20 protein-coding genes are annotated in these 20,112 nt (G+C 68.9%); 4 read left to right on the top strand and 16 right to left on the bottom strand.

Annotated elements, in window-relative coordinates; genetic code table 11:
- Positions 1 to 44: 44 nt before the first annotated feature.
- Positions 45 to 1,466: a type VII secretion-associated serine protease mycosin gene (mycP, locus tag IG75_RS0119620; RefSeq protein WP_030525851.1), complete on the bottom strand. Its 1,422-nt coding sequence runs from the start codon at positions 1,464 to 1,466 to the stop codon at positions 45 to 47.
- Positions 1,463 to 2,899 (bottom strand): type VII secretion integral membrane protein EccD, encoded by a 1,437-nt coding sequence (gene eccD / locus IG75_RS0119615; RefSeq protein ID WP_246872163.1) that lies wholly within the window; start codon positions 2,897 to 2,899, stop codon positions 1,463 to 1,465. Before eccD ends, mycP begins: the two co-directional genes overlap by 4 nt.
- A gap of 332 nt (positions 2,900 to 3,231) precedes the next feature.
- Here eccD and eccA point away from each other — a divergent pair, with 332 nt between their 5' ends.
- Positions 3,232 to 5,073, top strand: coding sequence for a type VII secretion AAA-ATPase EccA (gene eccA / locus IG75_RS0119610; RefSeq protein WP_030522622.1), 1,842 nt, complete (start codon positions 3,232 to 3,234; stop codon positions 5,071 to 5,073).
- Between the two features lie 56 nt (positions 5,074 to 5,129).
- On the opposite strand, the gene eccB is transcribed toward eccA, so the two are convergent.
- Positions 5,130 to 6,632, bottom strand: a complete 1,503-nt coding sequence (eccB, locus tag IG75_RS0119605; RefSeq protein ID WP_030522623.1) for a type VII secretion protein EccB — start codon at positions 6,630 to 6,632, stop codon at positions 5,130 to 5,132.
- A gap of 138 nt (positions 6,633 to 6,770) precedes the next feature.
- Between eccB and eccE the strand changes: the two genes are divergently transcribed.
- Positions 6,771 to 8,561, top strand: a complete 1,791-nt coding sequence (gene eccE, locus IG75_RS0119600; protein ID WP_245713323.1) for a type VII secretion protein EccE — start codon at positions 6,771 to 6,773, stop codon at positions 8,559 to 8,561.
- Positions 8,562 to 8,637: 76 nt separating this feature from the next.
- On the opposite strand, the gene IG75_RS0119595 is transcribed toward eccE, so the two are convergent.
- The 9 genes from IG75_RS0119595 to IG75_RS0119555 form a co-directional block, all read right to left on the bottom strand.
- A complete protein-coding gene (locus IG75_RS0119595; RefSeq protein ID WP_036514495.1) occupies positions 8,638 to 8,937 on the bottom strand; it encodes a hypothetical protein in 300 nt (99 codons plus the stop codon).
- Positions 8,938 to 8,990: 53 nt separating this feature from the next.
- Entirely contained in the window at positions 8,991 to 9,299 is a 309-nt protein-coding gene (locus tag IG75_RS0119590) for a WXG100 family type VII secretion target (RefSeq protein ID WP_051714729.1), read from the bottom strand.
- An 84-nt stretch (positions 9,300 to 9,383) separates the two neighbouring features.
- Positions 9,384 to 10,175: an ESX secretion-associated protein EspG gene (locus IG75_RS0119585; RefSeq protein WP_030522627.1), complete on the bottom strand. Its 792-nt coding sequence runs from the start codon at positions 10,173 to 10,175 to the stop codon at positions 9,384 to 9,386.
- Positions 10,163 to 11,167, bottom strand: coding sequence for a PPE domain-containing protein (locus IG75_RS0119580; protein WP_030522628.1), 1,005 nt, complete (start codon positions 11,165 to 11,167; stop codon positions 10,163 to 10,165). Before IG75_RS0119580 ends, IG75_RS0119585 begins: the two co-directional genes overlap by 13 nt.
- A 42-nt stretch (positions 11,168 to 11,209) precedes the next feature.
- A complete protein-coding gene (locus IG75_RS0119575; protein ID WP_030525849.1) occupies positions 11,210 to 11,542 on the bottom strand; it encodes a PE family protein in 333 nt (110 codons plus the stop codon).
- Positions 11,543 to 11,574: 32 nt separating this feature from the next.
- On the bottom strand, positions 11,575 to 12,978 hold the full coding sequence (locus IG75_RS0119570) for a hypothetical protein (RefSeq protein ID WP_051714728.1): 1,404 nt from the start codon (positions 12,976 to 12,978) through the stop codon (positions 11,575 to 11,577).
- Positions 12,975 to 13,292: a type VII secretion target gene (locus IG75_RS0119565; RefSeq protein ID WP_030522631.1), complete on the bottom strand. Its 318-nt coding sequence runs from the start codon at positions 13,290 to 13,292 to the stop codon at positions 12,975 to 12,977. The genes IG75_RS0119570 and IG75_RS0119565 overlap by 4 nt, the downstream gene beginning before the upstream one ends.
- Positions 13,293 to 13,390: 98 nt before the next feature.
- Entirely contained in the window at positions 13,391 to 13,690 is a 300-nt protein-coding gene (locus IG75_RS0119560) for a YbaB/EbfC family nucleoid-associated protein (RefSeq protein ID WP_030522632.1), read from the bottom strand.
- Between the two features lie 80 nt (positions 13,691 to 13,770).
- On the bottom strand, positions 13,771 to 14,124 hold the full coding sequence (locus tag IG75_RS0119555) for a hypothetical protein (RefSeq protein WP_030522633.1): 354 nt from the start codon (positions 14,122 to 14,124) through the stop codon (positions 13,771 to 13,773).
- A 235-nt stretch (positions 14,125 to 14,359) separates the two neighbouring features.
- On the opposite strand from IG75_RS0119555, the gene IG75_RS39195 reads away from it, so the two are divergent.
- Both IG75_RS39195 and IG75_RS0119545 read left to right on the top strand, forming a co-directional pair.
- Positions 14,360 to 14,653 (top strand): hypothetical protein, encoded by a 294-nt coding sequence (locus IG75_RS39195; RefSeq protein WP_156058989.1) that lies wholly within the window; start codon positions 14,360 to 14,362, stop codon positions 14,651 to 14,653.
- An 85-nt stretch (positions 14,654 to 14,738) separates the two neighbouring features.
- On the top strand, positions 14,739 to 15,077 hold the full coding sequence (locus tag IG75_RS0119545; RefSeq protein WP_030522635.1) for a toxin-antitoxin system YwqK family antitoxin: 339 nt from the start codon (positions 14,739 to 14,741) through the stop codon (positions 15,075 to 15,077).
- A gap of 6 nt (positions 15,078 to 15,083) precedes the next feature.
- Here IG75_RS0119545 and IG75_RS0119540 read toward each other — a convergent pair whose 3' ends face one another.
- The 4 genes from IG75_RS0119540 to IG75_RS0119520 all read right to left on the bottom strand — a co-directional run bounded on the left by IG75_RS0119540 (position 15,084) and on the right by IG75_RS0119520 (position 20,089).
- Positions 15,084 to 15,899: an ESX secretion-associated protein EspG gene (locus tag IG75_RS0119540; RefSeq protein WP_245713322.1), complete on the bottom strand. Its 816-nt coding sequence runs from the start codon at positions 15,897 to 15,899 to the stop codon at positions 15,084 to 15,086.
- On the bottom strand, positions 15,896 to 17,716 hold the full coding sequence (locus IG75_RS0119535; RefSeq protein WP_030522637.1) for a hypothetical protein: 1,821 nt from the start codon (positions 17,714 to 17,716) through the stop codon (positions 15,896 to 15,898). Before IG75_RS0119535 ends, IG75_RS0119540 begins: the two co-directional genes overlap by 4 nt.
- 410 nt (positions 17,717 to 18,126) lie before the next feature.
- On the bottom strand, positions 18,127 to 19,695 hold the full coding sequence (locus IG75_RS0119530; RefSeq protein WP_245713321.1) for a hypothetical protein: 1,569 nt from the start codon (positions 19,693 to 19,695) through the stop codon (positions 18,127 to 18,129).
- 109 nt (positions 19,696 to 19,804) lie between these two features.
- On the bottom strand, positions 19,805 to 20,089 hold the full coding sequence (locus tag IG75_RS0119520) for a hypothetical protein (protein ID WP_030522639.1): 285 nt from the start codon (positions 20,087 to 20,089) through the stop codon (positions 19,805 to 19,807).
- Positions 20,090 to 20,112: the final 23 nt, after the last annotated feature.

Genomic DNA, 20,112 nt, shown 5'->3' with positions numbered 1-20,112 from the left:
GTTCCTTCTTCGATCGGCGACGAACGTGTGAGCTGAGTGCCGCGTCAGGGGTCCGGCTCCAGGCCCGGCTCCAGATCCGGCTCGCGCCGAGGCCGGCGGAACGGATACGCCACGGCGGCGCCGATCGCGAGACCGGCCAGGCAGATCGCCGACCCGGTGATCGCGATCCAGCGCTGGCGCGCATCGGGTCCGGGTGGATGCACGGGTGCCGCGATGGGGGCGGCGACGGCCGCGCCCGTACCCACCGGCTCCACCGGCAGTTCGGCGGTCAGCGCGGCCAGCGGATCGATGAGACCGTGCCCGATCCTGTCGTCGCGACCGGTGCCCGGGCCGTGCGCGGTCCGGGTGATCCGGTCCATCACCTGCGGGGCGGTGAGTTCGGGAAAACGGGATCGCACCAGCGCGGCCAGGCCGGCCACATACGGTGCGGCGAAGCTGGTGCCCTCCACCGAGCGGATGCCCTCGGTGGTCTGCACCCCGTCGACCAGTCCGGTACCGCCGGGTTTGCTGTCCAGCGAGACGATATTGCGGCCGATGGCGGCCACCTGCACCCACGGCCCGTTCAGGGAGAGTTCGGAGACCTGCCCGTCGGGATCCACCGACCCCACCGCCAGCACATACGGCGAGAACCAGGCCGGGCTGGCCACCGTCGCGACCGAACCCCAGCCCGCACCCGAGTTCTGGGTCTCGCAGGCGCCGTCGCTCTGCAGGTTTCCGGCCGCGGCCACCACCACCACATTGCGGTCGTAGGCGTATTTCACCGCGGCGCCGAGTGCGCTGTCGGCGGTATCGAGTCCGGCCCGGGTGCAGGCCACTTCGGAGATGTTGATGACAGTGGCGCCCAGGTCCACGGCCCGGACCACCGCACCCGCGAGGGTCAGCACACTGCCGTACCCCTCGGTGCCGATCTTGCCGGGTGCGTCGCGGTTGTTGTTGTCCTTCTTCTCGTAGGCCAGGCTCAGCTGGCGGATCGCCAGGATCTCCGCGTCGGGCGCGACTCCGGCGAAGGCGTCGCCCGGGACGGGCTGCGCACCGATGATCCCGGCGACCAGGGTGCCGTGCCCGTCGCAGTCGACCGTGCCGTCGGTATCGGAGACATAGTCCCCGCCCGGTTGTAGCCGGGGTAGCCGCGGATGCCGGTTCACGCCCGTATCGATCACCGCGACCTTCTGGCCGGCGCCGCGGCTGAACTGCCAGGCGGCGGGCAGATCGAGCACCTGCTGTGCCATCGGGGGTTCGCTCGGGGGCGCGCCGGTGAGCAGCGGTTCGGCGCATACCGCACGCTGTTCGGTGGGTTCGAGGGGGGCGGGCCGGCCGCTGATCGCCTGGGCCGCGCCCAGCGCACCAGGATCGATGGCGGGCTGCGGTACCGCCCCGGCGAAGGGGCCGGGCAGCACCATCGCGGCCAGTACACCGGCCCCGCAGATCATCCGCAGCAGGCCGCGGCACGGCGGTCGAGCCCTCATATGCTCAGGTTCCGGGCCGTACCGTAGATACCCATCACCCAGAGCACGAGCGGGATCACAGCCATGATCAGCCCGTATTCGAAGAGTTCGATCGCCCGCCGGACCACCGGGGTGACCTCGATATGCGGACCGATCACGCCGAAGCCGATCACACCGAGGGTGAAGGCGAGCAGGATCGCGGCACAGACCAGTACGAGATCGCCGTCGCCGAAGGACAATCCGACGATCAGCGATACGAAGGTCACACAGGCGCCGCCGATCAGGGTCGCGGCCTGGATGATATCGGCGAACGAGCGACCGCGCAGCGACAGGATGATCGCGGTGATCACCGCCAGGGTGATGCCCTGCCATCGATAGGCGCCCAGCGGGTCGGCGACTCCGAACGCACCGATGACCGTACTGGCGGTGCAGGCGGCGATCAGGCCGGTCTGAAACCGGTTGGCCGCCCGGGCCCGTTCCCCGAGACCGGCGGCCGAGGGCAGTGCGGTCGCCCCGATGGCGCCGATGCCCTCGATGGTCGGGCGGGGTTCGTGGTCGGCCGGGTCGATGGCGGCGCCGGCGGTCGGCACCGGCGGGATGGGAAGACGGGCCAACAGCGCTGCCAGCCGCGGCACCATCGACAGGATCATGATCCCGGCCACCAGCAAACCGCCGCCCACTTTCGGCAGCCCGGGATGCCAGATCAGATAGATCACGGCGGTGACCAGTGCGATGATCGCGGCCGCGGCGGCGAAGGAGAAGAGGGTCGCGCCCACTCCGGTGAGACGGTAGCCGAGTACGGCGGCCACCAGCAGCACCGAACTGCCCAGCAGCAGATGCGGACTGCCCAGCGCACCCGGGACGAGCAATGCCGCGCCGCCGAACAGCAGCATCAACCCGTCGGCCGAAAGCCAGGAGGCGGTGAGCTCGTCGCGGTACTTGCGCGCGGTGATCCCGGCCGCGACCAACGCGGCCAACCCCGAACCCAACAGCGCCAGCGGCGGTGCGAGCGGGTCGCCGGCACCGCGCGAGACCACCAGGACCGCCAGGGTGACGAGCACGGTCAGCGCCGAGGCCACCAGCCCCATCCAGCGCGCGGAGGCTCCGGACCACCCGGTGAACTCCTCGGCGGTGAGCCGGGATACGGCATCGATGACATCGTCGAACAACGCGGGTGCTTCTTTGGCCGATACCGCACGCAGCACCAGGAGTTCACCGTCGTAGACCTCCGCCTCGGTGAGCGTGCGGCTCGGCGCGATCGCCTCCCGGCCCAGCCGGGCCAGTGTCCAGTGCTGCGCCGTGAGCGGACCCGTCTCCTCTTCCGTCTCGGGCAGGTCCGGGCTGCGTGATTCGATCAATGCGACCAGGTCGCCGATGAAACCGGCGATAGGCACGGTCGCGGGTAATCCCACATCGACCTGGGTGTTGCCACCGATCACCGAAACTCTGCTCAATTCCGGTTCGTGTGCTCGGTTTACGCTCGGCGATTCGGCTGGTGCGCTCATCTCCCCACCCATATTTCGTTCGGAGTTTCAAGCCCCGGCGGCCGGCTATTCATCTGCACGCCATCCACAATTCATTTTCCGCTGGACAGTGGATTTCGAAAGACTCTCCGGGTTAACAAATTCGGCACTTTCGGTGAACTTTCGCTCGGCTTACTCGGCGTTGCAGATCATCGGTAACTGCACCCCAATGTAACCGAGCGCCGAAGCGTGCGCGATCGGTAGTCTGGTATCCAGATAACGTTCTCTTCAAGACGATCCAAAGAATTCGGGGAGCGACTGCAATGACCGGCAACCGCCAAGCACAACGCGCATTCGACGCCGGAGTCCTGTCGCTCGGATTATCCATCGAAGGACAGGAATCGGCGCGCGACCTCGAATATGCCGCACTGGCGTTCCAGCGAGCCACCGAATGGGACCCGGGCATGTGCGATGCCTGGCTGGGCCGGGCCGCCGCCGGCGAACTCACCAAAGAAGTCCTGTTCAATCTGTATCGCACCTGCGACGCGACGCTCTACCGAGAACAACGCCGGGTCGGTCTACGGCCCCGGGAACTCGCGGGCCGCTTCCAGCCGGGTCTCTACATCGACTATCCGCTGGCCGGGCGGACCGAGATCGCGCTGGCGTGGGCGGCACAGTTGATCGCCGACAGGGACTTCGACGAGGCCGAGCGCGTAGTGAACGAGCTCGACGAGTACCGGCGCGGCCAGCAGGCCGACCACCCCGAACGTGAGGCGGACCACCGGATCACGGCCTACGTCCGGGGCGTCCTGCACTACACCACGCAGCGCTGGCCCGATGTGATGACCGTGCTGGCCGCTTCGGCGGAATGGGACGACCCGTACCTGGCGGCCGGCGCGCACGTCATGGTCGGCACGGCCTGCGCCCAGCTCGGCCTGTTCGCCGAATCCATCCGCCGGATGTCGGCCGCCGAGCAGGGGCCGATTCCCGCCGCCCGCTCCACCGCCATGTTCTGCCGCGGTCTGTGCCTGCGCGAAACCGGCAACGAGGAACAGGCGCAGGCGCTGTTCGAGAAGGTCTATTCGCAGGCACCGGACTTCGAGGCGAACGCCTCGGCCATGCGCGACCGCACCTACCGGATCACCATCACCAACCGCGAGGTGATCGAGGCGCGGACCGACAGATGGGATCCGGCCTCCTCGCCGACGATGGAGCAGATGAACCGCGCCGAGGTCCAGGACCGGGCCAAGGAGACGCTGGCGGAGGCACGTGCCGAACTGGATTCCCAGATCGGGTTGGCCTCGGTGAAAACCCAGGTCGCAAAGCTGCAGTCGACCGCGCAGCTGGCCAAGATCCGAGCGGAGAAGGGGATGGCCAGTGTGCCGCGCGGGCAGCATCTGGCGTTCACCGGCCCGCCCGGTACCGGTAAGACCACCATCGCCCGGGTGGTCGCCAAGATCTACTGCGGTCTGGGCCTGTTGGAGACCGAGAAGATGATCGAGGCCAAACGCGTCGACTTCGTCGGTGAACATCTCGGCAGCACCGCCATCAAGACCAACAAGCTGATCGACGGCGCCATGGACGGCGTGCTCTTCATCGACGAGGCCTACACCCTGATCCAGGCCGGCCTGTCGGGCGGTGACGCATTCGGCCGCGAAGCCGTCGATACGTTACTGGCCCGGATGGAGAACGACCGCGACCGCCTGGTGGTCATCATCGCCGGATACGACGGTGAGATCGACCGGTTGCTCGCCGCCAACGACGGCTTGGCCTCACGTTTCGCCAAACGCCTGCAGTTCCCGTCCTACAACGCCACCGAGCTGGGGCGGATCGGTGAGGTCATCGCGAAGAAGCGCGACTCGGATCTGTCCGAGGAAGCGCTGAAGGTGCTGATCCGGGCCTGCGACCACCTGTACGCCATGGAGAGCACCGACCAGAGCGGGCAACCCCGGCGCGGCGTGGATGTGGCCGGCAACGGCCGTTTCATCCGCAATGTGATCGAGGCGGCCGAAGAGGAACGCGAGTTCCGGCTGGCCAACGACGAATCACTGGACCTCACCGATATCGACGAGGCAGTACTGCGGCGTATCGAGGAACCGGATATGCGGCTCGCGCTGGCCACCATCCTGGAATCGCTGAACATCGCCTGGGCCGACCCGGCCTGAGCACCGGCGCCGGGCCGCGGGCCGGCCGGGATCGACCGGCGGCCGCGGAACCCCGGTCAGCCCTCGGACAGCGAATCGTGACTCATGAGGGCCGCCCCGGGCTCGAGGGTCGGGCCCGGAACGAGCCGGCCGACAATGGCCCACGGCGCCAGATGCGGTGTGGAGCCCAGACCCAGAACCGCGGCGGTGGCCGGATCCGGTATGCCGTAGCGGATCCCGTTGTCACCGATATAGAACAGGCTGCCGCGACGCGGACTGCCCGGATCCAGGCCGGTTATCTGGACGTATTCGCCGTGCGTGGGCGCCACATACACCTCGTCCACCCGATCACCGCTGCTGTCCGCGGTCGCCAGCCGTACCGGTTCGGCGGAGTCCGGAAGGGGCAGCCGGGTGCCGATCAGCAGGCCGACGGTGGCGCGTTCCCGCGGCCCTTCGCCGGCGCCCTTCTCCACCGGAGTGGTGCCCGGCGATTTGGACCAGGCGATACAGGCGACCGGCCCGTCCTCGGCGTCCACGATGCGCGGGATCTCCCGCGGGAAGTCCTCGATCGGCAGGTGACGCACCACCGGAACATCGTCGAGCGCATCGGGCGGCACCACCTCGACCTCGCTCATCCCCTGCGAGTCGGCGTAGCGGATCACCTCGGCGGCGAACGGCGATACCGGCTGCACGCCGTCGGCGAGCACGACGAACATCTCCGGCCCCGAGGCGTTGCCCAGGCCGGCCACCGAGATGATGCCACCGATCGGGACATTCGCCAGCGGCCCCGGGCCCGGCTCGCCCGCTCGATCGATGGCCGGCGCGGTGAGTGCCGCGACCTGGGTGGTGGCACCGAGGAAACCGGTACCGACCGGCCGCGGCCGATGGCCCGGCAGGTCGAGCGCGCGGGCGAGTACCGAATTCGCGGGATCCACCTCGGCGCGTTTGCCGTCGTAGACGAGATAGGTCTTGTCCTCGCGGGAAACCAGCAGTGCGTCGGACGGGGCGGCGGCGCGGATCCGGTCGCTCGGCTCGGGCCGGCCCGCCACCACGGTCGTCGTCGCCCCCGCGGCCGAAGCCGCGCTACCGCCCGCGGACAATTCGATGGACTCACACAGCGACCAGTGCGAGTCACCGCCCTGCGCGGAACCCGGGAGCGCGGACGGCGCCCCCGGGATACCCAGTAGCGGTCCGCGCGGCAGGGAACCGAGCTTGTCGTCCTTCACCGCGTGCGGTTCGGCATTGCTGCCGGTGATCAGTCGCGCGGAGGCCAGATTGAGTACCGGGTGCAGCGTCCGGCTACCGTCCTCCTTGCTCACCACGACATACAGTGCGCCGCTGGATTTGCCGGAGACGATGAGCGCGTCCCCGATCGCGCCCTGTGGACGCAGGAACGCCAGAATGACGGCACCGGCGACCACGAGAATGCCGAGTACAAATCCGACCAGTAGCGAGCGGGTTTGGGAACGCATCGGATCGTGCAACATACGCACATCGCGGCGCACCAATGCGTGGTCGAGACGGCGCAAAAGGAATCGGTACCCGTTCACCTGGGCACGGGTAGTCAGCTGTGCTGGCACTGCGAACTCCATCGAGCTATCGACCGCGATCTCATTCGACACGGTACCGTAATTTCCGATGACCACGTCGGCTCGGTTCCGTGAAAAGCCCTGCGGCCCACCGGAACGTGCGTGCCTCCCAGGCAGGAATTAACAGCTGTGAACGACACGATGAACTCCGAACCTCGAGACACCGAAATCCCGGGACCGGGAGTCGCCCAGAATTCGACGAATATTCGCGTATCCGCCTATGACACTTTGCGCGATCCGGAATTCTGGTTGTTCCGGATATTTCCGCTCCGGATCGTCGTTCCCGGTATTCTCGTCGCCGCGTTCACCGCATGGGTTGTCCTCGCGTTCATCGATTCGGTCTGGTATTCGCTCGGCGCCGGCGCCGGAGTGGGCGTTATCGGGCTGACCCCGATCGGCGGCCGCACCCTGGTGGCGCGGATCGCCGGCCTGCTCGCCCGGCGCGGGCGGATCTCCGCGGAACGGCTGGACGAGGCGGCGGCCTTCGATGTACCGCTGCCCGAAGGCGGCGGCTACGGGGTGCGCTGGGACGGGGATCTGCTGCTCACCATGCTGCGCATCGACCCGCCACCGGACACGCTCACCCTGTTGCAGCCCGGTTCGCTCAGTACCGAACAGCTGCTGCCGCTGCCGGAGATCGCCCGCTGTCTCGACCAATTCGATCTGACCCTGGCCGGTATCGATGTGGTGAGCACGGGCGCCCGGACCGCCGGTACCGGTATCGCCGCGCACCTCTACGACCGGATCCTCGGTCCGCTACCGGCCATCGCCCATCGCACCTGCTGGCTGGTGTTGCGGCTGGACCCGCTGGCCAATGCCGAGGCGGTGGACAATCGCGGCGGCGGCGGCACCGGCGCACTGCGCGCCGCCATCATCGCCACCCGGCGGGTGGCGAATCGGCTGGCCGCGCACGATATCGCCGCCTCGGTGCTCACCGCGACCGAAATGAACACCGCGGTCCGTGAACTCACCCACGGCTTCTCCGTGGACCAGCTGACCGAATCCCCGAAATGGCTGGAATCCCAGGGCCGATACCTCGCCCAATACCAGATCGGCGCCGATATGGTGGGCCCACGCGGACTGGCCGACATCTGGGCGGTGCCCGGCCTGTCGACCACGGTCACCCTGCGGCTGCGGCCCGGTATCGGCCGCAACGACCCGCACACCGAGCTGGCCGAAACCGTGGTCCTCAACGCCGTGGTCCGCTTCGACACGGTCGAACCACCCGAGCAGCCACCGCTGCCGGGGCTGCGGCAGCTCTACGGGAACCAGCTGCGCATCCTGCTCGATACGCTGCCGGTCGGCTACACCGGCCGCTGGGGACGAGACGTCGCCTACCGCGGCACGCTCACCGCGCTCGCCGAGTTCACCGTGCCCACCGCCGGTTGCGGCCAGCTCATCGGTGCCGACGACCGCGGCCAGGGTATCGCGGTACCGCTCATCGGCGAGGGCACCCGCCAGCTCGAGGTGATCGGGACGCTGGATCTCGCGCAACAGGTGATCCTGCGCGCCACCGGACTCGGCGCGCACGCCATCGTGCACACCTCCCGGCCCGAGGCCTGGCAGACCCTGGTCCGCAATCTGGACGCCCCGCAGATCCTCACCATCGCGCCCCGCGCGGCGGGTGCCAGCTACCATCCGCCCGGCCCGCCGCCGCTGCCCACCGCGCCCTATCCGAGCACCACGGTGCTGGTGTTCGACGGTGTCGACCCGGTCTCCCACGCGGGCGGGGCCACCATCGTGCACGTCCGGCAGCCGCACGACCCGCCGGGGTCGCTCGACGCGGATGTCTCGCTCATCCAGGATCCGGACGCCCCCAACCGGGTCACCGTCCGCACCCCCGCCGTGACGACGACGGTGAACATGGTGACCACCCAGGAGGAGATGCACTACATCGGCGAATCCCTGGCCGCGCGCTGAGAGACCGCACGCACGAGAACGGCCGGCTGGATCCTCATCCGATCCAGCCGGCCGTTCGACTTCCGGTGCGGCGCGATCAGCCGAAAGCGGCGAAGCCGTCGCCGATCTTCTTATCGGTCTCGAGCGCGCGGTGCAGCGCGTTCTCCACCGCCGCGGCGAGCTGGTCCAGCTTGGTGAGGGTGTCCTCGAGCTCGGTGTTCACCGCGCCGTGGGCGGTCTGGAACCCTTCCTGGGCGCCCTGGCTGGCCATGGCGTTGAGGAAGTTGTCCTTGGCGGTGGCCAGGGCCTCGATCTCACCCTGGATCTTGCTGCCCTCGGTCTTCAGCGAGTCGAACAAAGCCTCCATAGTGGGCTTGTCGTACAAGATATCGCTCATGATCCCAATTCCTTCTCGGTGGAGTGGATAGGTGGAAGTGCCGTGCTACGGAGTCAGAGGCTGGTGTAGCCGCCGCCGGGGATGAAGGCGTCCTCGTCCATGCCCAGAATGGTCTGGGTGGCGTCTTCGGTGGCCTTGGTCAGCTCGTCGAGCTTCTGGTTCAGTCGGTCGGACTCGTCGCTCCAGGCCTGCGAGGTGGTGACGAACGACGCGTTGGCGTCGCCCTTCCAGCCCGCGCGCGCGGCATCGCTGGCCGAATCCACGGCCTTCACCGACAGCCGCAGATTTTCGATGGCCTGGTACATCTCGCCGGTCGCCTTCTTGACCAGCTCGAGATCGAGATCAACACCCTGTGTAGCCATTGTGGGGTTCCTTTCGTGAATTCGTTTTCGTGCCGAGATCCGACGATCTCGAGATGAAGAGACGGTGGGTTAGCACCGGGAGAACTACGGTGTCGGCCACCTCCCCCCGGGCAGGCCCTCGAGCAGCGCGGCGACCGCCTGCGCGACCCGATGGCCGGTGCCCGTCGTGACCGTCGACCAGACCTGCCGGTCCGGCGAAACCATGGGGGCGGTCGCGATCCGCCCACGTTCGGTGTCATACACCGCGACGGCGCCGGGGGCGCGGGTGGTCAGCCCGTCCTCGTGGCTGTAGGCCACGATCTCGGTGTAGGCGTGGCAGCTGGCGAAGGCCGAGCCGAGCACGGTGGCGTCGCGGTCGGGTATCCCCAGCGCGTAAAGGGCGTCCGCGTAGTCGCCGGTGGTCTCGGCGGCGTTCAGGCGGGCGGCGAGTTCGTCGGCCGGCGCGCTGAATCCACCGATCGCGGCGGGCTCACCCGGCCCGAGCGCGTCCAGCAGCGGCCGTACCAGCGCGGCGGGCGATCCGTCGCACCAGATGGTCCCGATATCGAAACTGTCCCCGGTCCGGATCGCCACCGCGTACCGCTGCGCGCGACCGGCGACGCATCCGCGCAGCGTGTGCTCCGGCCCGTAACCGCGGGCCACCAGCTCGTGATCCGGTTGCGCGAGTATGTACAACGCGTCGGCCAGGTCGGTGTCCACATCGCCCTCGGCGTCGAACACCTCCGCGGTGGTCAGTTCCGCGACGGCTCGCTCCCGCGCCGCCCGCCATTCGTCGTAGGAGTCCTGCCGCGGCCCGGCGGCGAGCACCAGGGGCAGGGTCTGCACACCGAGTCGCTCGGCGACCGCGAGCAGGCCGTCATTGCTCAAAGTCCGCACGGCGTACCTCCGGCGTGCGCCCGCGCCGCCGGCGCCTCCACCGCGCCGAGCACCGCCGGCGCGGCCCGCAGTTCGCCCTCGCCGGCGAACTGATCGTCCTCGTCACCGGACAGGCCCGCCCGCGGGAACCGTGGCGCCTCCTGCCCGCCGGCCGCGGCGTTCGCGGCACCCATCGCCCCCGGCGCGAGCGGCGCCGCCTGGGAAGAACCACCGGCGACCGACGCGTTCTGCGGTAGGACCTCCGGGACCGTCGCGGACTGGGTATAGACCGGCGCGGTGTAGGCGACCGGGACCCGCGGCATCGCCGCCGGAATCGGAATCGCGCCCACCGGTATCCCCAGCGCGCCCAGCGGCATACCGCCACGCACCGCGGGCGGCGGTGCGGTTGCGCCCGGCGCGGCGGCCGCGTGTTCGGCGGCCAGCGCGGTATCGGGCGCGATCACCGGTGGCTCGGGATGCTGCCACGACGACGCGAGCGGTTCGGTGGCCTTCTCGTAGTTCTCCATGACCCGGGAGGCCACGGCCTTGGCCATATCCGCGTCCTTGTCGATCTCGGCCGCGATCGCCTCGATCGGTGCCCCCAGCATGCCGCCGACCGATTCCAGCATCCGCTGGATCTGCTGGATCTGTTCGATATCGGCGGTATGCGGCATCGCCAGCCGGGCGATCTCGTAGGCCGCGACCTGCGCCTGGAAGCGCGCGGCATTGGCCGTCGCGGCCGCCGCCGCATCGACCAGCCAGTCGCGCAGGGTCGAGATACGCTGCAGGACTTCGCTGCTGCGCCCGGAACCCCAGGCACCGCGCATCTCCAGCACCATCCGTTCGTACTCCACCACTGCCGCGCCGAAGGACGCGGCCAGCCGGGCCCACGCCTGGACGGCCTCGGCCATCGGCACGGCACCCGGGCCGGCGGTGAGGTCGCGGGCCAGCCGGTCGGCCGGGCGCGCGGGCCACACGACACCGGTGAAACCGGGCTGCGGTGGTTCGATCATCGCTGCGCAATACCCTTCGATCGTCGCCGGTAGGAGCTGCGGTCAGGCCTTCGGGCCGCCGAGGTTCGAGACATTGTCGGTTTCCATACCGTCGAACTGCGTCGAGCTCAGCCGCAGCGTGGCGGCCAGTTTGCGCATCTCCCGCACACTGGCCTGCGCGCTGGTCAGGTACGAGGTGGCGACTTCGTTGTGGGTCTGCGACGCCCGCCCCGACACCTCGTCGATCCCCGCCGGCACCACGGTCAGCGCCTGCGCGGCCGCGTCGAGATCGGCGGCCAGCCGGTCGGCCAGCGTGTCCAGCCCCGACGAGGCCTTGCCCGCCGCGGCCGGGTCGAACCGGACACCGTCGTAGACCTCACCCATCTCGTTGTTCATGAGACCCTCCTGTGTGCTGTTCGCCGGTGCTCTCAGAGCGTGAGTTCTTTGTCCGGCGGTGGTTCCGATGCTGTTTCCGCCCCGCCGACGACCGGCACCGCGATACCTTCGAGCGACCCGACCACTTCGTCACCGTGTTCGGCCGAGACCATGCCGCGCGCCGAACCGTCGGTCACCGACTCGCCGTCACGGGCCATTCCCGCGGCGGCACCCATCCCCGCGCCCATCGGCATCACGCCGGGGCCACTGCCGGCCGCGGTGGAATTCGTGGTCCCGTTGTGCGCCGCGGCGGCCGCGCCCGACCCCGACGACACGCCGCCGAGTCCACCCGGCGCGCCGACCGCACCGAGTGGACCGGGTGCCGCGGTCCTGGTCCCGGGGAAGGGGCTCAGCGGCGCGGCGGTCGCCCCCGCCGCCATCGCTGCCCCACCGAGACCGCCGAAACCTCCGGTCCGCGCTTCGGCCGGCTCGTGGTGCCCGGGGCCGTCCGTGGCGCCCGGCGCGTCGATGGGTTTCGGCGCGGACAGTGCCGGGCTCGCGGCGGCCGGCTGCCCCAGCGCCTGAGCGGCCTGCCCCACGGTCCCGATGAGCGGCGTGACCATACCGACGAGCTGTATCAACTGATTCATCTGATCGGCCGGGTTCACACCGGTGGGCGCGTTGGTGATGGGCACCTTCTCGCCGGTCTGCGTCATACCCACTGCCTCGATACCGAGTTCGGTCTTGGTCTTGGCCGTGATGGCCAGCCCCTCGACGCCCGCCTCGACCGCCGAGGCCACCAGGTACGCCGCGCCGCCCGCGGACGTCGCGTAGAGCGGGGCCAGCGCCAGCTTCGCCGAGAACGCGGCGATGACCGCAGCCATCTCCGCGCCGCCGATCGCCACGCTGGTGGCGCCCTTGACCAGGTGGGTTTTCTCGCCGGTGCTCTGCGCCTCCAGCGCGGCCGCGTCCGCCTGTGCCGCACCGGCCTTCGCCGCCGCCTCGGTGGCACCCATCCCCTGCCACAGGCCCATGACCGCCTGTAGGGCCGACGGTGCGACCTGCAGCAGCGTCTGCATCACGGTCGATATCTGCGATAACGCCTGGGTGGGATCCACCGGCGGTGGCGCGGCCGCCGCGTCGGGCGGAGTGGCCGCGCCATCCGCCGGGGCGGCCGGGGCCGGGGCACCGAATCGGCCGGTGCCGAAGGCCGAGGCGAGATCGGTGAGCGGGCGCATCAGCGCACTCAGGTCGATCGTCGGCAGCGGCGGCATATCCGGGAGTTGGCCGAACGCCGGCAGTTCCGGCAGGTGCGGCAATCCCATGCCGTGCAGGATGTCGTTCACCGGCCTGTCCAGCATCGGCGCCAGCGCACTGCCGCGTAACAGGTCCAGCACTGTCGGGTCGAGGGCTTCCGCGCCGGGAGGCGGGGCCGCGCCTGCTCCTGGGCTGCTCATGAACCCGGGAACACCGCGCCGATGTTCGTAGCGTTACCGGCGTCGGCGATCTCGTAGCTCGCCGCGGCCTGATGCGCGGTGAGCGCGGTGCCGGCGTGCACGGCGGCGAGTTCGGCCACCGAGGACAGGTGATTGGCCTGCGCGTAGGCGAACGCGGCCAGGAATTCCTGACCGATCAGCCCGAACACCGGAGCCGCGAAGGCGACCGTCGCCGCCTGATCGACCGCGCCGGCCGCGGCCACCCCGGCCGCCATGGCCGCGGATTCGCTGCCGTACAGGCGAACCGCGTCCGGGACAACGTGAATGTTGTTCATGTCTTCGTCCAATCCCGAAACATCCCACAATGTTTCGTAATAAACGCTACCCATTCGATACCTTCGGCCGCGATCGCGCCGCGGTTAACACTCGGTGACTACCTAGTGCTCTCCGCATTGAAGTCGTTTATCAACTCGCCGAGTTCGGTCACGGCCCGGTGCGCTGCCGCCCGTGCGGTATCGACCAGCGTTTTCTCGAACTGCTCCGGAGTGAGTTTGCTGATCGCGCCGGTGAAACTCAGTCCGGTCAGCGCCGCATTGCCGTCCACTTCCGCGGTCACCGTGCCGTCGGATGACGTCTCGGTAATCAGGATGCCGGTCATCGCGTCACGTAGATCGGTGAGCCGATAAACCTGCTGCTGCACTCTGGCAATTAGTTCATCCATTGTTTCGACCATGTCCACCTCCGAAAGAATCGAGACCTGTTGTCGGCTTTCTCTTCTCGCGCCCCGATTTCGGAGTGCCGATTCCGCGACGTCTAGACCGAACGTAGCCAACTCTCGGGTTCGGTGTCGTAGTCCTGCTCGTCGACGATCTCCTGCCGCGCCACCTCGGCTTCGGTGGGCAGGCCGATCGACCGCAGCATCTCGGCGGTGAAACCTGCCTCTTGCAGCTGTTTCCTCCGCTCCAGGCCCGCCCGCGCGGCCGACTTTCTGCACAGTCGCAGGATCTCACCGGCGAGCGCATCCGGATCGCGGCGCAGCTGCCCGGGTTCCACGGAGATCGCCACGGGTAAACCCATTTCCGTTGTCCGGACGCGAATTTCCCCCGTCAGCGAATGCGCGCTGAACTCGGTGGGAAATTCGGTTCCGCCCTGGTCGGAATCGCTCATCGTGCGGCCTCCTCCGATATTCGAACGGCCCGGCGGCGTGGCCCTCGCACATATTCCATCGCACCTGCCCGCCTCAACTATCCGGACCATTTCTCCATTCGAGTATCGATCGCCGAGATGAACTGACGGTTATCGGCCGGTGATGGCCGTGCCGCGGATAGCCGGACGCGACTTACCGGTCAGGCGATGAATGTGGCCCTGATCACCCGAGATGGGAAGAGGCGCACCGCTCCTGGTGCCCGATCGGTCCTACGCCAAGGCCGTCCGATGCCGGACGGGAGCTCCCGAAACGGAATTCGATCGTTTATCGACCGCTATTCAACGGCTCATTGTTCGAGTCACCGAAGCGGTGGATCCCGGTTCCGAATGGAACCGCTTCCCTGCCGGAATTCACGTCGACCCGCAGCGGCCCGCGAGATGTCCCGGCTCCGGCGGATCGGCGACCACGCTCGCGCTGCCGGCCGAGGCCGCCACCGGCATTCCGTCGGGCGGCGCACCGGTCCGATCGGCCGGCGTCGGAGGCGAGTGAACGCCGCGAATTCGCCGCATATGCACCGCTTTTGCCCAGCGCATCGATATTCTGTCCGAGTGCACGGACCCACGGGAGATCCGCGATGAGGCGAATCGACCTGAACGAGGACCCGACCACGGTGAGCCCCGACCTACGACTGGAGTACGCGGGGCAACCGTTCACCGGCGAGGTGGTCGAAGAGCTGGTGCCCGGACAGCTGCTGTCCCAGGAGTTCTACCTCGACGGATTGCGCCACGGCAGCTGCCGGGAGTGGTGGCCCGACGGACGGCTGAAATCGGAGGGCGAGAGCTGTCGCGGGCAGCCGCGCGGGGTGTTCCGGCGGTGGCATCCCAACGGTCGCCTCGCCGCGGAGAGCTTGTTCGGAGAGCACGGCGAACTGGAGGCGATCCGGGAATGGGACGAGCACGGCCGTCGCCGGTGAGACCGCTCAAACTTTGCGGCGCTCGTCCTTGATGACCCGGACCACCTGCGCCACCATCGAATTGATCGCGCCCTTCAGCAACTCGGTGTCGGCGGGTGCGGCAATGGGTGTGTCGGCCCCGCGGATCAGATACCTGCCGTCGTCGACCAGGTCCCGCCACTCCATCCGGTGCCGAGTGATACCGCGCGGGCCGTAGATCGACGAACCCTGCTCCACACCGATCGTTCCCACACAGCTCACGGGCGCGGCGAGGAACGCCGACCCACGTTCGAACTCCGACGCGTCGAACGAATCACGCACGGTAGGAGCCTTCCGGGGGCGAACCTCCTCCCGGTCCACGGCCCCGGCACGGCGCGGCAGCACCGTCTCGCCGCGGCTTCCGGCGGGCATATCGGGCAGCTCCGCCACCAGTTCATCCGCCAGCCGCACCGCGTCGCATCCGGTTACGGTGAAACCACCACTGTGCCAGAAACTCTCACCGGGGAGCGAGGAGACGACATAGCCGGCCGCGTCCCGGCGAGCGCCGAACAACCGCATGACACTGCGCGGCTCATCGCCCTCGCGGTGGTCGCTGCCGCTGACCACCACCCGGATATCGGGGTGGGCGAGGACATCGAGCACCGGATCCAATGTCTCCCCCAGCCGTTCGCGTAATCCCGCACGCGCCTGCCGCTGCTCGAACCGGAACTTATGCGGGTCGAGGGTGCGTGCGGTGAAGTGGAAGGGGAAGGGCAGCCCCAGCTCCCCGCTCGCCGCCGTCCACAGGGCGTAGAACTCGATATCGGTGAACCGCCACAGCCGCGGTCCGGCCCCGGCGATCACTGATCCACCACGGGTTTCGCCACGACCGACGGCTCACCGATACCTTCTTCCAGCCATTCGGTGGAATCGAGATAGTCGGCGCGTTTGTGGTCCTTCTGCTGACCGCCCTGGGCGGCGCCGCCCGCGCCACCGCCGCCCATCGGCATACCCCCCATGGGGGCGCCCTGCCCCATCGAGGACGCGGCGACACCGGCGGACTGTGCGGCGCCGACCGTTGTGGCGAGGGAAGCACGGGGAAAAAGTTTGGCGGCCTTTTCCACGTTCGGCACCTGCGGGGACTTCGGGCCGGTCGCGCCCGGCCCGCCGCCGGCACCCGCGCCACCGCCTCCGCCACCACCCAGACCGGCGGGCAACTTCCCCGCCTTCTGCAACGCCGACTGGTAGTTCTTCACCGCGTCCTGCAACGCGGGCATCCCCGGCAGCCCGGTGATACCGGCCTGCTGCAACGCCTGCTGCGCGGCGGTGGACAACTGCTGTCCCAGCTGGCCGAGTTGCTGCAACCCCTGTTGCGCCGCCTGCAACAGCGGCTGCGCCTCCGGCTGCTTCTCGAGAGCCTGCTGTTGCTGCTGCAGCGCGGCCTGCTGCGCCTGCGCCTGCTCCTCGAGATCCTGCTGCGCGGCCAGCAATTCCGCACGTTGCTGATCGATCTCCTGTAGCGCCGCCTGCTGCTGCTCGTACCGTCCGTTCTGGCCGCCGCCGGCGGCGCCGCCACCACCGCCACCGTTGGCGCCGCCACCTCCACCGCCACCGTTCTGGCCAGTGCGTTCCCCGTTGTTCGGCGGGGGACCGGTGGTCTCGGCAGGCTTCACCAGTTTGGGGATCGCGCTGGAGGACAGCTCGACACCCGGTTCGTACCAGTTCGCGTAGACCTGTCGCGCGAAGGCCTCCTGCTGGTGGACAGCGGCGTCGCCACCCTCCTGACGGGTGTAGGCCCACGATTTGTCCGGCATGCCCAGCGCGGTGTTCTGAATCCACTGGGACGCGTTCAGCAGGTTGTCGCCGAGCTGCTGCATGGCCGAGATCAGATACTTACCGCTGCCGAGATAGGCCCGGACCGCCGTGGTCGCGCCCTCGACGCCCTGACCTTTCCAGCGATCCGACTCCAGCAGGCCCTGCATCCCCTGGTCGAAATCGGTGAAGCCGGTGTCCAGCTGGATCTTCATCCGGATCCAATAGGTGGCCTTGTCCGCGATGAACTGGGAAGCGCCGTTGATCTCCTGGCCCAGCCACCAGAACTGGTTGAAGTTCAGTCCACCGGCCGGCGGCGCCTCCGCCGCGAACCCTTCCGCACCCGCGCTACCGGGCAATCCCGACAGGCCGCTCGGCAGCGTGAACTTGTTGTTCTTGTCGGCGTAATTGCCGAGATCGGGAACGAGTGTGTAGGTCTCGTCGACCCAGCCGTCGGTCTCGTCGTAATGCGAGAACGCGTGCTCGATCAGCGAGCCCGCCATACTGTCGTCCACCATCCGCGCGAAGGTCCCGGCCGCGTCCGCGTCGGTTTCCTGATAGAGCTTTCCGGCCAGGACGAAGGCCTCGCCCAGATCGGTGACGCGCCGGCGATGCCCGGACATGATGTCGTCGGCGAACTCACCGGCGACCTCGTCGTACTTCGCGCGCAGCCGCTCCGGACCGGAGAACGATTCGGGTCCGAGCGCGGTCAGCGGCACCAGCAGCGGCGCGACCCCGTCGACGACATCGAAAATGCTGATCAGATCGGCACAGAACTGCGCCGCGTCCCGCGCGACAGTTTCCTCGAACGCCACGCCGCCGCTCGCGGCCCGGTCCCGGAAAGCACCCCACGGGTCGTCGCCGGCCATACCTCACACTCCCGCCACGTCGAAGTTCCGTGTCCTGCCACTCGTCAATCTTGGGAACAGCGACTCGAGAACGGATGGGCACCAGAGGGATACGATTCCGGCGTCCGATCCCGGGACTCCCACCCCCGGACAACACAACTGAACGTCCGGCCGGGTCGCATTCCGGCCACACGACGGAGTGGTGGTGATCCCACAATCGACACCACTCCGGTCGAGCATCGGCGCCGGGCATTCCATTCGCTCACGCCTTCCTCACCGACGCCCGGCGACAGCACGGGTCACAACCGAAGATCGCAGCCGAGTCTTACCCTCGGCCCACCACACGCTGAACGGCCATCGAAGTTTCGGTGCGCTGCCGTCCAGTGCGTGAACACATCACGAACTGCATTGACGCGCAGCCGGTCCGCGCGCTACAGCAGTGTGCGGTTACGTTCGCGGAACCGCTGTTCGAATTCGGGCAGATAGCGCGAGGGCGCCACCGACGACGAGGAACGCTCCAGCACCCCGTCATCGGCCAGGTAGAAGATCGCCCGGCCGACCGCGATCTCGCCGGGCGGCACCGGGACGTACACCATCCACCCGGTATTCACCCGTTCCGCGCGTAGTTCCGCCACGGAATAACCGGAAGTGTCCGCGCCGCTGTCGGTCAGATACCTGCCAACCCGGTCGAGCGCAGCTTCGGCCGTGAGGGGTTCCGGCGCGGTCACTCCGCCCATCACCAGCTGATAGAAGGCGGCATCGAGATCGGAGTCGCCGGCCTCGGGAAAGACATGGGCGAGGGCGGCACGGGTGAGGAGACCCGCTTCGGCCGCCGATACCAGGTCCGTGGCGGCAGCCCGCTGCTCGCCGGACGGCTCGGGGCCGAGCAGACCGGTCACGATCCGCGCGACCGTATCCGCCTCGCGCACCCCGGGAATCGCGTCGGTGATCACCGCGGGGTCCGGCGACTCCCCGCGGTACCAGCTCTGCCCGTCCCACCAGTAGCAGAAGGTCAGCATCCCGGCGCCCGCCCGGTGGTTCAGGACCTGATCGGCGACCCAGTCCGGTGCGCCCCGGAACAGCTGCGGCAGTTCGTCCGCACTGTTGTAGGCCCGATCGAGTTCCGGTGCGTTCCACACACCGCCGGACAGCACCGCGCGACCGGCGGGCAGCGCGTGCAGGGATGACCCACTGCGGGTGGCTCCCTCGAACCAGCGCAGTCCCGGCCGCAGCCGGGGACCCCACTCGGAGCGTACGGCGGTGAACGCCGCAGACAGCACCGCCCAGCGCGCGGCCATCAGCGGGAAAGGAGGGAGATCGCCGACCGGTCGACCGGAAACACCGGCTTGCCGGTCCGCACGTGCCTGTGCGGCGGCCACGCCGGGGGGACGCTGCTGGCGGTCCCCGTGCCGCAGATACGCCGCCAACCACACCGGGAGCGATCTGCGAGGGAACGCTTCCAGATCGGCGCGGTAGATCTCGGGTGCGAACAACTGATCGTCGGGGAACGGCTCGTCACCGTAGTCGTAGTCGACCTCGAGCTGTCCGGCGCGGGTGAGGCTCAGCAGCAGGCGCCACCACGGCCCGTCCCCCAGCGCGGCGGACAGCGTCCGGTGTTCGCGCACCAGCGCGAGTACCTCGGGACCGGGACTCCACCGCACGGCGTGCTGCCGTTCGTCGGAGAAGACCGCGAAACCGACATCGGCGGTCACCGTCGACGCGAACACCGCGTCCACCCGGTGCCAGCCCTCGGGCGCGACCGCGGCCAGTTGCCGGGCGACATCGTGCACGATCGCACGAGCAGCCGCGGCGGGATCGGGTGCCGGCGCGGGCGGTGACAGGGTGAAACCGACATCGGGGTCCCCGTCCCGCGGGGTATCCGGGTCTTCCGGGCCGGCGACCGCTGCGCCGGCCTCCTCGGCGCCCGGGGCGGCCGGCCCCGGGGACACCGGATCGTCATGGACCGGCGCTTCCCCGGCTTGTTCGTCCGTCCTTGTCACTTCGCCCACATTCCCCTCGTACAGAACTCGGAAGCGATCGCCTCACTCCCCGACCGCAACCACTGGACCGCCGGATCCGCCCACGCCGAGCCGCGGCCGAACCGGCCGGTCACCGCGCGTCGCGGGTGCGCCGCAACTCCTCGAACTGCCGCTCCAGTTCCGCGCGGCGGGCCCGGGCGTTGGTGCCGTCGAGCTGCCCCGCGAAGGTCGCGCGGGCCGCCTCCACCAACTCGTCGGAAACCTCGGGATAGGCGCGGGCGATCGCCCACAGCGCGTCCTCGGTCTCCATGTCCAGACCGGTCTCGGTGCGCAAGCCGCCGCCGTTGCGGACCGATTCGAGCATTTCGGCGAAGTTCTCCCGCAACTCGTCGTCGCTCGGATCCCCGATACGCATAGTTACTCCTCACTGGTTCGTGG

This window comes from Nocardia rhamnosiphila NBRC 108938, assembly GCF_000720425.1.
GTDB lineage: Bacteria > Actinomycetota > Actinomycetes > Mycobacteriales > Mycobacteriaceae > Nocardia > Nocardia rhamnosiphila.
This window is presented reverse-complemented; position numbering and strand designations above follow the sequence as displayed.

Coding starts and splice junctions, on each gene's coding strand:
- mycP (WP_030525851.1), bottom strand. CDS start 1,466: ATGAGGGCTCGACCGCCGTGCCGCGGCCTGCTGCGGATGATCTGCGGG.
- eccA (WP_030522622.1), top strand. CDS start 3,232: ATGACCGGCAACCGCCAAGCACAACGCGCATTCGACGCCGGAGTCCTG.
- IG75_RS0119595 (WP_036514495.1), bottom strand. CDS start 8,937: ATGAGCGATATCTTGTACGACAAGCCCACTATGGAGGCTTTGTTCGAC.
- IG75_RS0119590 (WP_051714729.1), bottom strand. CDS start 9,299: ATGGCTACACAGGGTGTTGATCTCGATCTCGAGCTGGTCAAGAAGGCG.
- IG75_RS0119580 (WP_030522628.1), bottom strand. CDS start 11,167: ATGATCGAACCACCGCAGCCCGGTTTCACCGGTGTCGTGTGGCCCGCG.
- IG75_RS0119575 (WP_030525849.1), bottom strand. CDS start 11,542: ATGAACAACGAGATGGGTGAGGTCTACGACGGTGTCCGGTTCGACCCG.
- IG75_RS0119570 (WP_051714728.1), bottom strand. CDS start 12,978: ATGAGCAGCCCAGGAGCAGGCGCGGCCCCGCCTCCCGGCGCGGAAGCC.
- IG75_RS0119565 (WP_030522631.1), bottom strand. CDS start 13,292: ATGAACAACATTCACGTTGTCCCGGACGCGGTTCGCCTGTACGGCAGC.
- IG75_RS0119560 (WP_030522632.1), bottom strand. CDS start 13,690: ATGGTCGAAACAATGGATGAACTAATTGCCAGAGTGCAGCAGCAGGTT.
- IG75_RS0119555 (WP_030522633.1), bottom strand. CDS start 14,124: ATGAGCGATTCCGACCAGGGCGGAACCGAATTTCCCACCGAGTTCAGC.
- IG75_RS0119545 (WP_030522635.1), top strand. CDS start 14,739: ATGAGGCGAATCGACCTGAACGAGGACCCGACCACGGTGAGCCCCGAC.
- IG75_RS0119535 (WP_030522637.1), bottom strand. CDS start 17,716: ATGGCCGGCGACGACCCGTGGGGTGCTTTCCGGGACCGGGCCGCGAGC.
- IG75_RS0119520 (WP_030522639.1), bottom strand. CDS start 20,089: ATGCGTATCGGGGATCCGAGCGACGACGAGTTGCGGGAGAACTTCGCC.